Origin of the sequence: Mesorhizobium sp. BAC0120 (assembly GCF_033542235.1) — a bacterium.
Lineage (GTDB): Bacteria > Pseudomonadota > Alphaproteobacteria > Rhizobiales > Rhizobiaceae > JAWRCU01.
In genome coordinates this window covers 462,081-478,049 of sequence record NZ_JAWRCU010000004.1, presented here as the reverse complement: position 1 = coordinate 478,049, position 15,969 = coordinate 462,081, and the positions used below count along the sequence as shown (strand labels likewise).

13 protein-coding genes are annotated in these 15,969 nt (G+C 63.7%); 12 read left to right on the top strand and 1 reads right to left on the bottom strand.

Features of this window, described 5'->3' with window-relative positions:
* Positions 1–22: 22 nt before the first annotated feature.
* The 12 genes from SAZ10_RS12635 to SAZ10_RS12580 all read left to right on the top strand — a co-directional run bounded on the left by SAZ10_RS12635 (position 23) and on the right by SAZ10_RS12580 (position 14,482).
* Positions 23–775, top strand: a complete 753-nt coding sequence (locus tag SAZ10_RS12635; protein ID WP_318609564.1) for an XRE family transcriptional regulator — start codon at positions 23–25, stop codon at positions 773–775.
* Positions 772–2,385: an ABC transporter substrate-binding protein gene (locus SAZ10_RS12630; RefSeq protein ID WP_318609563.1), complete on the top strand. Its 1,614-nt coding sequence runs from the start codon at positions 772–774 to the stop codon at positions 2,383–2,385. Before SAZ10_RS12635 ends, SAZ10_RS12630 begins: the two co-directional genes overlap by 4 nt.
* A gap of 64 nt (positions 2,386–2,449) precedes the next feature.
* Positions 2,450–3,475, top strand: coding sequence for an ABC transporter permease (locus SAZ10_RS12625; protein WP_318609562.1), 1,026 nt, complete (start codon positions 2,450–2,452; stop codon positions 3,473–3,475).
* Positions 3,472–4,305: an ABC transporter permease gene (locus tag SAZ10_RS12620; RefSeq protein WP_318609561.1), complete on the top strand. Its 834-nt coding sequence runs from the start codon at positions 3,472–3,474 to the stop codon at positions 4,303–4,305. The genes SAZ10_RS12625 and SAZ10_RS12620 overlap by 4 nt, the downstream gene beginning before the upstream one ends.
* Positions 4,302–5,192, top strand: coding sequence for an ABC transporter ATP-binding protein (locus tag SAZ10_RS12615; protein ID WP_318609560.1), 891 nt, complete (start codon positions 4,302–4,304; stop codon positions 5,190–5,192). The genes SAZ10_RS12620 and SAZ10_RS12615 overlap by 4 nt, the downstream gene beginning before the upstream one ends.
* Positions 5,193–5,421: 229 nt before the next feature.
* Positions 5,422–6,237, top strand: a complete 816-nt coding sequence (locus SAZ10_RS12610; RefSeq protein WP_318609559.1) for an ABC transporter ATP-binding protein — start codon at positions 5,422–5,424, stop codon at positions 6,235–6,237.
* Positions 6,224–6,727, top strand: coding sequence for a GAF domain-containing protein (locus tag SAZ10_RS12605; protein ID WP_318609558.1), 504 nt, complete (start codon positions 6,224–6,226; stop codon positions 6,725–6,727). The genes SAZ10_RS12610 and SAZ10_RS12605 overlap by 14 nt, the downstream gene beginning before the upstream one ends.
* Positions 6,727–8,796, top strand: coding sequence for a hydantoinase/oxoprolinase family protein (locus tag SAZ10_RS12600; protein ID WP_318609557.1), 2,070 nt, complete (start codon positions 6,727–6,729; stop codon positions 8,794–8,796). Before SAZ10_RS12605 ends, SAZ10_RS12600 begins: the two co-directional genes overlap by 1 nt.
* A gap of 22 nt (positions 8,797–8,818) precedes the next feature.
* Positions 8,819–10,483, top strand: a complete 1,665-nt coding sequence (locus tag SAZ10_RS12595) for a hydantoinase B/oxoprolinase family protein (RefSeq protein WP_318609556.1) — start codon at positions 8,819–8,821, stop codon at positions 10,481–10,483.
* Positions 10,484–10,707: 224 nt separating this feature from the next.
* Entirely contained in the window at positions 10,708–11,517 is an 810-nt protein-coding gene (locus SAZ10_RS12590) for an aspartate/glutamate racemase family protein (protein ID WP_318609555.1), read from the top strand.
* Positions 11,518–11,550: 33 nt separating this feature from the next.
* Complete coding sequence (locus SAZ10_RS12585; RefSeq protein WP_318609554.1) at positions 11,551–12,654, top strand: aminopeptidase P family protein; 1,104 nt, start codon at positions 11,551–11,553, stop codon at positions 12,652–12,654.
* Between the two features lie 196 nt (positions 12,655–12,850).
* Positions 12,851–14,482 (top strand): hydantoinase B/oxoprolinase family protein, encoded by a 1,632-nt coding sequence (locus SAZ10_RS12580; RefSeq protein WP_318609553.1) that lies wholly within the window; start codon positions 12,851–12,853, stop codon positions 14,480–14,482.
* 173 nt (positions 14,483–14,655) lie between these two features.
* On the opposite strand, the gene SAZ10_RS12575 is transcribed toward SAZ10_RS12580, so the two are convergent.
* Positions 14,656–15,783, bottom strand: coding sequence for an ROK family transcriptional regulator (locus SAZ10_RS12575; protein ID WP_318609552.1), 1,128 nt, complete (start codon positions 15,781–15,783; stop codon positions 14,656–14,658).
* Between the last annotated feature and the right edge of the window lie 186 nt (positions 15,784–15,969).

Genomic DNA, 15,969 nt, shown 5'->3' with positions numbered 1-15,969 from the left:
TTTAGTATGGCTAAATTTCCTCTTGACCTACGCTGGAGGAAAAAGCATCGTTTTAGCAATACTAAAACGTTGGGGAACGACGGCATTGGACCAGAAAACGGTTCAGCCGCACGCAGGTGGAAGCAATTCCGCTCCGCTTGGCTCGCGGCTCCGCGAACGGCGCCAGGAACTCGCCTTGACCCTGAAAGAGGTCGCGGACGGCGCTGGTTTGTCTGTCGGCTTCATCTCGCAAATCGAGCGCGGCATCACGATTCCCTCGCTCACCTCCCTGATCAATGTCTGCCACGTCCTGAAGTCGGAGGTCGGCGATTTTCTCACGCAGCCGCGCGGCGACATGCCGGTGACGCGCCACGACCAGCGCTCGGTTTACGCCTTGGGCAGCGACGCAATCACCTATGAGCGGCTGTCGGCTTCATTTCCCGGCAACGTGCTGCGCAGCGTCATCTTTCACGAGCCGCCCGGCTTCCGAAGCGAACCGATGGCGCATGAGGGCGAGGAGATGTTCTTCATCCTGGAAGGTGCGCTCACGATAGAGATCGACGGCGAACGGACGATCCTCGAAGCCGGGGATTCCGTCCATTTCCCATCGACCAGGACACATGTCACCTGGAACCACACCGATCTCCCGACGACCGTCCTGCACACCTGCACGATGGACGTGTTCGGAGATGGTCTGCCGACGGGTAAAGCCGAAACAAGCATGGCCGTCAGAAGAAGCGGCAAACTGAGAAGCGCTCCAAAGCAACTCATCATAGGCAAGGGGAAATCGAAATGAAAACAATGCTGAAACCATTCGCTGCGGCGCTTGTCGCCGCGACGTCGCTCACTGCAATCGCGGTCGTCACCGCAACTCCTGCAGCTGCCGAGACTGTGCTCCGCCTCGACGAGGTCGCCGTCGGCGAACTCGATCCGGCAAAGGCCACGGACTATGCCGACTCGATGCTGATGTTCAACGTCTACGATACGCTCGTGCTCTCGAAGCAGGGCGGCGCCGGCGTGGTGCCGCATCTCGCCGAGAGCTGGACGATCTCCGATGACGGCAAGACCTACACGTTCAAGCTGCGCAAGGACGTGAAATTCCAGAGCGGAAACCCGCTCGCCGCCGAAGACGTGGTCTTCTCGCTCGACCGGATGAAGGCTGTCGGCCAGGGCCTCTCCTACCTCTTCGCGAATGTCGAGAAGGCGGAGGCCGTCGATCCGACGACGGTCAAGTTCACTCTGACCAGACCGGACTCGCCCTTCATATCGGCGCTGCTGCGGTTGCCGATCGTCGACAAGAAGCTGGTCGTCCAGAATCTCGCCGCGGGCGACGGCGAGATGAAGGACTGGGGTCAGGCGTACCTGTCGACCCACAGCGCGGGCACCGGCGCCTACAAGGTCGTCTCGCATAATCCGCAGGAACTGACGGTGATGGCGAAGAACCCGGATTATTTCCTCGGCGTGCCCGCCAAGGCGCCGGACACGGTACGTCTGCGCTACAGCCTCGAGGCAGCGACCGTGCGCACATTGATGACGCAGGGCGAGCACGACATCACCTCGCAATGGCTGCCGCCGGAGGTGCTGAAGGCGCTGGCCGCGGGCGGCACGCAGCTGCTGACGGAGAGCGGCGGCTCAGGCTTCTACATCAAGATGAACACGACCAAGAAGCCGCTCGACGACGTGAACTGCCGCCTCGCCTTGACCTATGCTTTCGACTACGAGGCCGGCATCAAAATGGTGGCGATCACCGACAAGGTCTCGCAGGGCACCCCGGCGAGCGGTCCGTTGCCCGTCGGCATGCTCGGCTCGCTGCCGATCTCGGATGCCTACCAGCGCGATCTCGACAAGGCGAAGAAGTATCTCTCCGAATGCAAGTACAAGCCGGAGGACTTCACGCTCGAGCTGTCCTGGGTCGGCGAAGTGCCGCTGGAAGAGCGTTTCGCCCTGCTGATGCAGGCGAACTTCGCCGAGATCGGCATCAAATCGGAGGTGAAGAAGATCCCCTGGGCGCTGTTTTCCGAGCAGGTGACGAAGCCTGAGAACACGCCGAATATCAGCCAGGTCTTCGTAAATGCGGTGACGGGCGATCCGGACACGCTGATCTACGGCATGTACCACTCCTCGGCCGCGGGCACCTGGCAGTCGCCCGAGCATCTGAAGGACGCCAAGGTCGACGAGCTGCTCGACAGGGCGCGCACCGAGACCACCGACAAGGAACGTGCCGCGACTTACACGGAGGTCGGCAAACGGCTGCGGGAGCTCGCGCCCACTATTTTCGCCTATGACCAGAATGCGGTCTTCGCAGCGGGCAATCGCGTTTCGGTGCCGGCGTTGTCCGACAAGAGCAAGGCCTTTGGCCTGAGCGGGATGGGCTTCACATTCCGGCTGATGGAAATGAACGAATAGGCGGACCTGAAAGGGCCGGCGGTTCGCCGCCGGCCAACCTCAGACGTCTACGGAAAGCTCAACGATGCTGCCTGTCATCCGCCTCCTGGCGAAGCGGCTGGGAACTTCCTTGATCGTATTGATCGGGGTCTCCATGCTGATCTTCGCGATCGCCCGGGTCATCCCCGGCGACCCAGCGCGCATTGCGCTTGGCCCGAATGCATCGGCCGAGCAGGTCACGGCGCTTCGCGAGCGGCTCCATCTCGATCAGCCGATCGTCGCGCAATACGGCTATTTCATCGCCGATCTCATGCGCGGCGATCTTGGCATCTCGCTCTACACCAACCGCCCGGTGACGAAGGACATCGCCGAGTTCCTGCCGGCGACCCTCGAGCTGGTGATCGCGTCGGGCCTCATGATGGTGATTATCGGCCTGCCGCTAGGGATCCTTTCGGCCCGTTACCGCAATAGCTGGATCGACAATCTGATCCGTCTGGTCACGCTGCTCGGCGTCTCCGCGCCGGCCTTCGTCTGGGCGGTGATCCTGATGCTCCTGTTCGCCTATTTCGTGCCGCTCTTCCCGATCGCGGGCCGCGTCTCCGACACGATCACGGTCGCTCCGGTTACGGGCTTCCTGTTCGTCGACACGCTGCTTGCCGGAAACCTCCGTGCCTTCGGCAACGTGGCCTGGCATATCGTGCTGCCGGCCTTCGCGCTGGCGCTGTCGGGCATAGGCCAGGCAGCGCGGCTCACTCGCGCCAACATGGTCGAGACTTATGAGCGCCCATATATCGAGATGGCGCAGTCCTATGGGTTTCCGGAAAAACGCATCGCCAACCGCTATGCCTTCCGCCCCTCGATGATCCCTTCTCTCACGATAATCGGCCTCGATTTCGCGGCGCTGCTCGGCAACGCCTTCCTGGTGGAGGCTGTGTTCGCCTGGCCCGGGCTGTCGCGCTACGGCGTGGCGGTGATCCTGAGGAAGGACCTCAATGCCATCATCGGGACCGTGCTGATCATATCGGCCATGTTCCTGATCGTGAACGTGATCGTCGACCTCCTGATCGCCTTCATCAACCCGCGCATCAGATATTCGCAGAGGGCGGCATGAAACGCACGTTCGCCATCCTTCTGCGCAACCCGCTCTCGCTGCTCGGCCTTCTGCTGATCGCGCTGGTCGTCTTCTCGGCGGTCTTCGCCGATTTCATCACGCCATTTCCGGCACATGTCGGCGCGGTTGTCGATTTCGCCAATTTCAACCGGCCGCCGGAATGGCCCTACATCATGGGCACCGATCTCGTCGGGCGCGACCTCTTCACCCGCATCGTCTACGCCTATCGAATCTCGCTGATCCTCGGCGTGGTCGTGCTGGCGATCGCGGTGCCGATCGGCGTGACCATCGGCCTCACCGCAGGCTATTTCGGCGGCTGGATCGAGTATGTGCTGATGCGTATCACCGACGTCTTCCTGTCGATTCCGCCCCTGGTGCTTGCCATGTCGATGATGGGTGTGCTGGAGCCGACGCTGACCAACGGCATGATCGCGGTCACAGCCATGTGGTGGCCTTGGTACACGCGGCTCGTCTACAACCTGACGCGCTCCGAAAAAGAAGAAGGCTACGTGCTCGCCGCCGAGGTGATCGGCGCTTCGAAAACGCATGTCATGTTCCGCGAAATCCTGCCGAACTGTGTGCCCTCGATCCTCACCAAGATGACGCTCGATCTGGGCTTCGTCATCCTGATCGCCTCATCGCTTTCCTTCCTTGGCCTGGGCGTGCAGCCGCCGACGCCGGATCTCGGATCGATGGTCGCGGACGGCGCAAAATACCTGCCCGACAGCTGGTGGCTGACTGTTTTCCCCGGCCTTGCGATCCTGATTGCGGTGTTCGGCTTCAATCTGGTCGGCGACGCGCTACGCGAAATCCTGGGGGCCGAGCAATGAACGCGCCGACCCTCCAGATCCGCGATCTCAACCTCGGCTTCCGCACCTATGCCGGCATGATCGAGGTGCTGCACGGCATCTCGCTGCATATCGGCAGGGGCGAGCGCGTGGCACTGGTCGGCGAATCCGGCTCGGGCAAGTCGGTGACGGCCCGCATCATCCTCGGCCTGCTCCAATCGCTGCGCAGCGCTCGCATCTCAGGCCGCGTCGAATTCGAAGGCCGCGATCTGGAGCGCCTGGCGGAACGCGAGCGGCATGCGCTGCGCGGCACGAAGATGTCGATGATCTTTCAGGATCCGACCTCCTCGCTGAACCCCGTCTACACGATCGCCACTCAGTTCCGTGAGGTTCTCGAGCGCGGCAACCCTGGAATTCGGGAGGCCCAGGCGCGCAGCCAAGCGATCGCGGCGCTCGACGACGTCGCCATCAGCGAGCCGGAGCGCGTGCTGAACTCTTATCCGTTCCAGCTTTCCGGCGGCATGAACCAGCGCGTCATGATCGCCATGGCGCTCGCCAACGAGCCGTCGCTCCTGATCGCCGACGAGCCGGGTACGGCCCTCGACGTGACCGTGCAGGCACAGACGCTGAAGCTCATGCGCGACCTCGTCCAGAGGCACAACACGGCCGTGCTGTTCATCTCACACAATCTCGGCGTGGTGCGCGAATTCGCCGACCGGGTCTACGTCATCTACAAGGGTCGCATCGTCGAGCAAGGCTCCGCAGCGGCGCTCTTCGAAGATCCGCGGCATCCCTATACGCGCGCTCTGCTCAAGGCCGTGCCGCGCATTACCGGCGGCGGCATCCCAGAGATTGAGGACGCGTCTGAGTCTTATTTCGCACCGCTCGTGGTGCATGAAGGCTTTGGCGAGCCGGGGGTGGTGGGGTGATGGCGGTCATCGTCCAGATTTGCGCCCTGTCGCGCCCCCCTCTGTCCTGCCGGACATCTCCCCCACAAGGGGGGAGATTGGCTGTCACTATTGGTTTCGCCAATCGCCGTCGTTGCAGGTTGGCGAAATCAAATCGGCCGTCCAATCTCCCGCCTTGTGGGGGAGATGTCCGGCAGGACAGAGGGGGGCAACGTAGGGCACCAAGCTCCACATCCAGGAGGCGTCCGGCATGACCCAGCCCCTCCTCTCCCTCGTCTCCGTCAGCAAGACCTTCACCTCCGCCGGCCGCAAGGTGCATGCCGTCGACAACGTCTCGTTCGACGTGACGGCTGGCGAGTGCCTGGCCATCGTCGGTGAGTCCGGCTCCGGCAAGTCGACCATCGCCAATATGATCCTTGGCATATATCCGCAGACGGCGGGCGACATCCTCTTCAGGGGTGATCCCCTCCCCGCTCGCCGCGAGCTCGTCCATCGCCGCGCGATCCAGCTTGTCCAGCAGAATCCGCTCTCCTCTCTGAACCCGAAGCGCAGCATCGGCGCATCGCTCCGGCTCGCTCTCGACGTGCACGGCATCGGCGAAAGAAGCGGCCGATGGAATCGCGTCGGCAAGCTTCTGGAGGAAGTCGGCTTGCCGGCCGAGTTCCGTTCCCGATCGCCGGCGGCGCTCTCCGGCGGTCAGCGCCAGCGTGTGGCGATCGCCCGTGCGCTCGCCTGCCAGTCGGAGCTGGTGGTGCTGGACGAGCCGACCTCGGCGCTCGACGTCCTGGTGCAGGCGCGCGTGCTGAAGCTTCTCAATGAGCTCAGGCAGAAGCGCGGGCTGACCTACATCTTCATCACCCACGACCTCTCGGTGGTCCGCAACATCGCCGACCGGGTCGCCGTCTTCGAGAAGGGCAAGCTCGTCGAGCTCTCCTCGACCGAAACCGTGTTCACCAACCCGCAGCACCCTTACACGCGCCGGCTGATCGGCGCCGTTCCGGTCGTCACCGCCGAGGAGGCGGCATTGCGCGGCCGGCTCATGGAGAAGAGCGATGCAAGTGCCTGATTATTCCGTCTTTACCAAAGCCGTGGCCGAGAGCCGCGACCAGCCCGAGGCCGCCTTCGCCGCGCTGTGGGCGCTGACCCGCGACCTGGTCGGGGTCAAGCTCTTCACCGTCATGACGCATGACGGCAGGAAGGGAGTAGCCCAGCGGATCTACTCCAACATGCCGGAGGCCTATCCTGTTTCCGGCACCAAGCCTGCCAACGAGACCCACTGGTCACGGCAAGTGATCGGCGAAAAGCAGACCTTCGTCGCCAACGACATTGAAGGCATTGCCGCCGTCTTCTCGGATCACGAGCTCATCAAATCGCTCGGTTGTGAGAGCGTCATCAACGTGCCGATCGTCGTGGCCGGCGAGGTCAGGGGCACGATCAACTGCCTGCACGAAGCCGGCTTCTATACGCCGGAGCGGGTCGATGCATCCGAGGCGCTGAAGCTCCCGGGCGCGGTCTGCCTGCTCATGACCGAGCTGAATGCGAAGGGGGCACTGTAATGCCTACAAAGACGATCCGCGTCGCCACCGACGTCGGCGGAACCTTCACCGACCTCGTCTCGTTCGAGACCGACCATGGCACGGGCGAGTCTCGCGTCATCACGGCGAAATCCGACACCACGCCGCCGAATTTCGAGCAGGGCGTGTTGAACGTCTTGCAGAAAGGCGGCATCGACCCGAGGTCGGTCGATTTCCTCGCGCACGGCACGACGGTCGTCATCAATGCCCTCACCGAGCGCAAGGGCGTGAAGGTGGGGCTGATCACCACCGAAGGTTTCCGCGACACTCTGGAGATTGCGCGCGGGAACCGGCCGGATTTCTTCAACCTGCACTATCAGAAGCCGAAGCCCTTCGTGCCGCGTTATCTGCGCCGGGAACTCCCCGGCCGGATCTCCTACAAGGGCGAAGAGATGAGACCGCTCGACCTCTCGCCGCTGCCGGCCATCATCGACGATTTCAGGAAGGAAGATGTCGAGGCGGTCGCCATCTGCTTCCTGCACTCATATGCGAACACCAGCCATGAGCAGGCGACCCTTGCCGAACTGCGCAGGCTGTGGCCGGACGTCTCGGCCGTCGCCTCGCACCAGATCACCCGCGAGTGGCGCGAATACGAACGCTCCAACACGGCCGTGCTCTCCGCCTATGTGCAGCCCACTGCAGAACGCTACCTCTCCCGCCTGCTCGCCGGCCTCAAGGAGAAGGGCTTCGCCAAGAGCCCCTACATCATGCAGTCGAACTGCGGCGTGGATTCGCTTGAATCGGTCTCGAAGATCCCGATCACCATGGTCGAGTCCGGCCCGGCCTCCGGCTTCTGGGGCGCGGCGGAACTCGGCAAGCTGATCGGCGAGCCGAATGTGCTGGCGCTCGACATCGGCGGCACGACGGCGAAGTGCTCGTTGATCGAGAACGGCGAGGTGAAGATCAAGACCGACTACTGGATCGAGCGCGACCGTACCTCGGCCGGCTATCCGATCATGGTGCCTGTGGTCGATCTCGTCGAGATCGGCAATGGCGGCGGCTCGATCGCCTGGGTCGATGATTTTGGCAAGCTGCATGTCGGCCCGCAATCGGCCGGCGCCATGCCCGGCCCTGCCGCCTACGGCCGCGGCGGCGACAAGGCGACCACCACCGACGCCAATCTCTGGCTCGGCCGCATCAACCGAGACTATTTCTGCGGTGGCGAGGTCGTTGCCGACATGAAGGCCGCGGAAGCCGCGATCACGGCAGTCGGCGAGAAGCTCGGCGTCGACGCCGACGAGGCTGCGCGCGGCATCATCCGCATCGCCAACAACAACATGGTGAATGCGCTGAAGCTCGTATCGCTGAACCGCGGCCACGACCCGCGCGAATTCACGCTGCTGGTCTTCGGCGGCGGTGGCGCCATGCACGGCGTCGCGCTCGCCTCCGAGCTTGGTGCCCGGAAGGTTGTCGTGCCGGCCGGCGCCGCGGTGTTTTCGGCGTGGGGCATGATGATGTCGGACTTGCGGCGCGACTACTTTGTTACCCGGCTTGCCGACCTGAAGAGGGGTGCGGCAGAGGGCATCGAGCAGCTCTTTGCCGAGAGCGAGGAGAGCGCCCGCGCTCAGTTCGCAGCGGAAGGCGTCGACCCAGCGAAGGTGCGCTTCCTGCGCTACGGCAAGTTCCGCTACCAGAACCAGGAGCACACGACCGAAGTGCTGATTGCTGCAGGCGCGATTACCGACGCGCGGCTGGCGGAGATCGAGGCCGCCTTCCACGAGACCTACGAACGTGAATACACCTATCGGCTCGATGCGCCTGTCGAGATGGTCGGTATCCACCTCGTCGGCTCCGCCGAGGTCGGCAAGCTCACCATGAAGAAACGCGAGGCGACCGGCGCTTCAGCCCAAGCCGCGCTCAAGGGTCATCGCGATGTCGACTACGCGCTGGAAGGCATCCACAAGGCGGCGATCTATGACGGCACGAAGCTCGAGCCGGGAATGGCCTTCAGCGGTCCGGCGATTGTCGAGGACCCCGGCACGACAGTCGTGGTGCATCCCGGCAACCGTGTCGAGATCGACGGCTACGGCAACATCCACATTCAACTGTAAATCGGAGCCCACAGAGCCCGCCATGCCTAAGCTCGCCAACGACCCGATCACGCTGGAGATCATCCAGAACTCGCTGCAGGCGACAGCCGACGAGATGTTCGCCGTCATGAAGAAGACGGCGATGAGCTCGATCATCTACGAGGTGCTCGACATGGGCACCGGCATCACCGATGCGAAGGGGGCGCTCGCCTCTTCCGGCGCCGGCATCCCCGCCTTTGTCGGCGTGCTCGACAAATCTGTGAAGGTGGTTGTCGGGAAATTCGACAAGCTGGGGGACATCGAGCCGGGTGACGTGTTCGCCACGAACGATCCTTACTATGGCGGCGTGACCCATCTCAACGACATCATAGTGATGATGCCGGTCTTCGCCGACGGCCGCATCATCGCCTGGACAGCCAACATCGCCCACAATTCAGACGTCGGCGGCATGGCACCCGGGTCGCTGACCGGCGAAGCGACGGAGATCTTCCAAGAGGGACTGAGGCTTCCCGCGATCAAGGTGATCTCGAAGGGCGAGCCTATCCGCTCTGTCATGGAGATCATCAAAGTCAACTCGCGCATGCCCGACGTGCTCGAAGGCGACGTCTGGGCGGCCATCGCGTCGGTGCGCATCGGCGCAAAACGGCTACAGGAACTGGCCGAAAAATACGGTGTCGAGACCTTCGAGACCGCGATGGCCTCCTTCATGGATTTCGGCGAGCAGGTCTCGCTCAAGGAACTGGCAAAGCTGCCCAAGGGCACGTTCGAGCTTTCCGAGGAACAGGACGACGGTCGCGTCTTCAACGTGAAGATCACGATCTCGGACAGTGAGTTCGTCGTCGACCTGCGCGACAATCCCGACCAGTCGGTTAGCCCGGTGAACACCAGCCCCGATGGCGTGATGGTCTGCGCTCAGATGCTCTTCAAGTCGCTGACCGATCCGGAGTCGCCCGCGAACGAGGGTTCGTTCCGGCCGATCCGGCTTCTGACGCGCGAAGGCTCGGTTTTCCATGCGAAGGAGCCGGCGCCGCTCGGCTTCTATTATGAGATCGAGCTGCGCGTATACGATCTGATGTGGCGCTGCCTCGCGCCCTACATGCCCGAGCGGTTGCCGGCCGGACATTTTGCCTCGATCTGCGGCACCTTCATCGGCGGCATCCATCCCGATACGGGACGGCAATACACGATCATCGAGCCGCAGCTCGGCGGCTGGGGCGCCAGCCGCGGCATGGACGGCAACACCGCGATCTTCTCCGGCTTCCACGGCGAGACCTACAACTGCCCGGCGGAGATCAACGAGGCCCGCAACGGCCTCTATGTCGACCGCATGGAACTCAATCTGGAGCCGGGCGGCGAAGGCAAGTACAGGGGCGGCCGCGGCATCGTCATGGACTACCGCATCCGCGGCGACAACGGCTTCCTGACAGCCGGCTACACGCGATCGAAATTCCCTGCCTGGGGCATCGACGGTGGCCGCGAGGGCTCGCCCAATTACGTTCGCTACATGGGCAAGGACGGCACCGACAAACGCTTTGCTTTCGTTTCCGGACTCACCACGCACCCCGATGACGTGATCCGCGTCGTGACCGGCAACGGCGGCGGGATCGGCGACCCGAGAGAACGCGACCCCGCGCTGGTCGAGGACGACATCAAGAATGGCCTCATCACGCGCGACCGGGCGCGGGAAGTGTACGGCATCGAGGGATGAGCCAAGCTGGAGCACCCCATCCGACCGCTTAGCGGCCACCTTCTCCCACAAGGGGAGAAGGGGGAGAGCTGCACGGAGCCTACTGCCAATCGCCAACGTTGGAGATTTGCAGCGAGCTAAATGCCAGGCCTCCCCTTCTCCCCTTGTGGGAGAAGGTGGCTCGGCGCGCAGCGCCGAGACGGATGAGGGGTTCCCAGGCGCCCAAGTTCTAAGGAGAAGCGACCATGCCCAACCAACAGCCGCTCAAGATCATGTTCCTGAACCCGGTCGGCTATTCCGACGCCGATCCGGTCTTCGCAGCCATGGCCAGAAAGCACAAGCTGCCGGGAACCGAAGTGCACGTGACCTCGCTCCCGGCGAGCGAAGGCAGCTTCACCCATATCGAGTATCGCTCCTACGAGGCGATGGTGACGCGCGGCATCATACGCGCGGCACGGGCGGCGGCGCGCGAAGGCTTCGACGCGCTGGCAATCGGCTGCTTCTATGACACGGCGCTGCACGACGCCCGCGAGATCTCGGAAGGCATGATCGTGACGGCGCCCTGCGTCGCCTCCTGCGAGATTGCGGCGAGCCTGGCCAACCGCTTCGGCATCATCGTCGGCCGCCGCAAATGGGTGCACCAGATGCATTCGACCGTGCGCGAGCACGGCCATGAGCACCGGCTGTCGGGCTTCTATCACGTCGAGCTCGGCGTCACCGACTTCCAGAAGGACCACGCCGAGACGGAGCGGCGGCTGATCGAGGCCGGCCGCAAGGCGGTGGAGGAGGATTTCGCCGAGGCGCTGATCCTCGGCTGCACGATGGAGGTCGGCTTCTATCGAGATGTCGAGAAGCGGCTCGGCGTGCCGGTCATCGACCCCTCCATCGCCGCGCTGAAGCGGGCTGAATATGCCGCGGTGCTCAAACGGCAATGCGGTTGGGTACCCTCGCGCAAATGGTCGAGCGAGCCGCCCCCCGAGGAAGAGATAGCCCGCTTCGGCCAGTTCGACACCAACGAGCCGTTTGGCAACAGGATCGTCGTCGAGGCCGCATAAGGTCTTGGATCACACTCACAACCGGGAAGGAAAATGATGAAAGTCGACACCAATAAGAGGCTCCAGGCTCTCCGCGGGAAAATGAGCGAAGCCGAGGTCGAACTCGTGGCGCTGGGACCCGGATCGCATATGCAGTGGGTGGTCGGTTTTCATCCGCATGCCGACGAGCGGCCCTGCCTGCTGCTGATCGGTCCCGAGAAGGAGGCCTTCCTGATGCCGGCGCTCAACGCGGAAGGTTCTCGCGAGGAGACCGACATCGAGTTCCACACCTGGGCGGATGAGAATGGCCCGCATGCCGCGCTCGCCGCGGCGCTCGCTGCGATCGGCGCAAGCGACGCCAGGAGCGTGGTGCTCGACGAGACGATGCGCGCCGACTTCGCGCTGCTGCTTCTCGACGCCCTCCCGGGCGCCAGGCATAGCTTCACCGACACGACGGTTGGCGCGCTGAGGATGCGCAAGGACGCGGCGGAATATGCCAAGCTCAAGATGAACGCCGGCATCGCCGACCGCGCGATGCAGAAGGCCTTCGCCTCGATCAAGCCCGGCATGACCGAGCTGGAATTGGCCGCCGCGATCAAGGATCACTTCGCTTCGGAAGGCGCGACGCCGGCCTTCTGGATCGTCGGCGCCGGCGGCAACGGCGCCTTCCCCCACCATCAGACCGGCTCCCGCAAGCTGGAAGAAGGCGACGCCATTGTGATCGACATCGGCGGCCGCAAGGATGGCTTTCCGAGCGACATCACCCGCATGGCCGTCGTCGGCCGGCCGCCGGAAGCCTATGGCCAGATCCACACCATTGTCGAGAAGGCCGTGCAGGCTGCGCTCAAGGCCGCCAGGCCGGGCGTGCTCGCCAAGGAGGTGGATGCGGCCGCGCGGCGCGTCATCGCTGACGCCGGCTACGGTGAATATTTCGTCCATCGCACCGGCCATGGCATGGGCATCGACGGCCATGAGCCGCCCTATATCACCGCGACCTCGGACACGGTACTGGAGGAAGGCATGGTCTTCTCCATCGAGCCCGGCATCTACATCCCCGGTCGCTTCGGTATCCGGCTGGAGGAGATCGTGATCCTGCGCGAGGACGGGCCGGAGATCCTGTCCACGCTGCCCCGCGACGTTCATGTAGCGACGATGTGAACGGCGCCACTCGTCGAACCTCCGGAAGGGAACATTCATCCGGAAAACACGATGCCCTATGTTGCCCCCCTCTGTCCTGCCGGACATCTCCCCCACAAGGGGGGAGATTGGCCTTCATTTTTGATGGCACCTTCCCTGCAATGTTGCAGGTTAGCGAAACCATCGATGACAGCCGATCTCCCCCCTCGTGGGGGAGATGTCCGGCAGGACAGAGGGGGGCGCGACGGGGCGCCGAGCAACCTATTTGGAGCGCGCCATATCTAAGCTGATCGACGACCCGATCACTTCAACCGTGATCCAGGCCAGTCTCGCCGCGGCCGCCGACGAGATGTTCGCGGTGCTGAAGAAGACCGCGATGAGTCCGATCATCTACGAGGTGCTTGACGTCGGCACCGGCATTACCGACGAGCGCGGCGAGCTGGTGAACTCGGGCGCCGGCATTCCGACCTTCGTCGGCGTGCTCGACAAGGCCGTGAAGAAGATCGTGGAGCTCACCGAGCTCGACGACATCCGCGAGGGCGACTGCTTCGTAACCAACGATCCCTATTACGGCGGCGTGACGCATCTCAACGACGTCGTGATCGCGCTCCCCGTCTTCGCCGGCGGCGAATGCATCGCCTGGGCGGCCTCGATTGCACACTGGAACGATGTCGGCGGCAGGACACCCGGCTCGATGGCGGTCGACGTTTCCGAGATCTTTCAGGAAGGGTTGCGCCTGCCGGCGGTGAAGCTGTTCGAGAACGGGCGGCCTATCGCCTCGGTCTTCGACATCATCATGGCCAATTCGCGCCTGCCGGACTTCGTGCGCGGCGATCTCTGGGCCCAGGTCGCGGCGAGCCGCAAGGCCGAAATGCGCATCAGGCAGCTCGTCGAGACTTATGGCCTGGAAGCCTATCGCACGGCAGTGAAGACCCTCTTCGACGAAGGCGAGCGCCGCAGCCGTGCCGGGCTCGGGACCATCCCGCCCGGCACTTATTCGATAGAGGAGGAACAGGACGACGGCGCCGTCTGGCGCGCCTCGATCACTGTCTCGGACGAGCGTTTCACCATCGATCTCTCGGGCAATCCAAAGCAGCGCAGCGCGCCTTACAACACCAGCCGCGATGGCGCCGTCATCTCCGGCCAGATGATCTTCAAGGCGCTGACCGACCCGACATTGCTCGCCAACGCCGGCTCGTTCCGTCCGCTGCAAGTGATCACCGCGCCGGGCACGATCTTCCACGCCGAAGGCACCGCGCCGCACGGCTATTATTTCGAGACACGGATCCGCCTCTACGACATGCTGTGGCGCTGCATGGCCCGCGCCATGCCCGAGCGTCTGCCGGCCGGGCATTTCGCCTCGATCTGCGGCACGGTGATTGCAGGCAATCATCCGGACACTGGCCGCCGTTTCACCATGGTCGAGCCGCAGATGGGCGGCTGGGGCGCAACCGCCACGCGCGACGGCCTCGACGCCATGTATTCGACCAGCCATGGCGAGACCTTCAATTGCCCGGTCGAAATCTGCGAGGCCCGCTACGGCATCGATGTCGGCTACAAGAGGCTGAACGAAAGCGGCGAAGGCCACGGCCTGCACTCGGGCGGCAAGGGCCTTTCGGTGAGCTATCGCCCGCGCGGCCGCGCAGTGCTTTCGGCCGGCTACAGCCGCAACCGCCTGCCGGTCTGGGGCTCGGCCGGCGGTGAAGACGGCGGCACCAACGGACTGTCGGTTATTCGGCGCGGCGGCAAACGCGAGGACCACGCCTTCGTCAGCGGGCTTGTCGTCGAACCCGGCGACGAGGTGCTGATCCATACCGCCAATGGCGGCGGTTGGGGCAAGCCTGGCTGACGGGTTGCAGCCTTCTGTTTTGAGGTTGGCGCTGCCCCTCACCCATACCCTCTCCCCGTAAGGACGGGGAGAGGGGGCGGCAACGTCTCGGAATCCCCTCTCCCCGTTTTTCACGGGGAGAGGGCAAGGGTGAGGGGCGGCGCCAACCTCAAGCGATTTGCCGAACTCTAAATTCAGCGCCGCCCGTAATGCCGCAGAACAAGCCCGACCGCGCCCATGCAGGCGCCGTTTTCGAGCATCTTGGCCGGCACGATGCGCGTCCTTGCCTCCGGTGCGACGTCGTGCCGTTTCACGAGCGAATATTTGTCGAAGCTCGCCTCGAGCGGGTCGAAGAACATCGATCCTGCCATCGCGAGCCGGCCGCCGATCAGGATCAGCCCGGGATTTACGGCGGCGCCCACCATCGCAAGCCCTCGCCCGGCCATCTCCGCCGTGTCCTCGATCAGGCGTCGGCAGCCGACGTCGCCCTTCCTGGCAAGCGCGATCACATCCATGATCCCCATCGGTCGGCCGAAGCGCTTCGAAGCCATTGTCGTCGCCGCCTTGAAACCCGCATAGAGTTCGAGGCAGCCTCGATTGCCGCAGCGGCAGAGATCGCCTTGTGGGTCGATGGTCATGTGCCCGAACTCGCCCGCGGCGCCTGCCACCCCGTCTATCAGATGGCCGCGGCTCACGATCGCGCCGGCAACGCCGAGATCGACCAGCATATAGACGAAATCCTCGATGCCGTGGGCCGCGCCCCACATCATCTCCGCGATCGCCCAGCATTTGCTGACATTGTCCGCATAGATCGGCCGCTCCAACGCCGCTTCGAACAGGCTGTAGACGTCGACGCCTTCCCAAGTCGGAATGGCGCCGGCCCGCATGAGGCGCCCATTGGTCGGATTGACAGGCCCTCCGATGGCGACGCCTACGCCGAGCATGGTGTCGGTGGAAATGCCGAGCTCCTCATAGGCTTCGCGGACGAGGCGCTGAACGATTGCCATTGCTGCGTCAGGCGAGAAGTCGACCTCCAGCTCGACCTTCTTGTCGGCAAGCACGGCATGCGAGACGTCGGCCACGATGAGCTGGATGTGCTCGAGCCCGATCAGAAGACCGACCACCGTGCCCGCTTCCGGGTTGAGCATGACAGCAGTTGCAGGCCGGCCGGCGCCGCTGCTGCGGTTTGCGACCGGCGCCGCGCCATCGACCACCATCCCCGCCTTACGCAATTCGGCGAGCGTCATCGACACGGTCGATTTGGCGAGCCCGAGGATCTTCGCGATCTGCGTCCCGCTGAGCGCGCCCCGCTCGCTGAGCACGCGCACTATGCGGGTCGAGGGCGCTCCAGCAGAGCGCTCCGCAAGAAGTGACTTTAGTTCAGCTTTGTACATCCCGAACGCGAATTCGATGATTGACTTTGGAATAAGTTCATAACAGAATTAATTTAGAACAAGAACCAGAATAAGGGTCGAAACGGCCCATATCGGGAGGAACACCATCGAAGC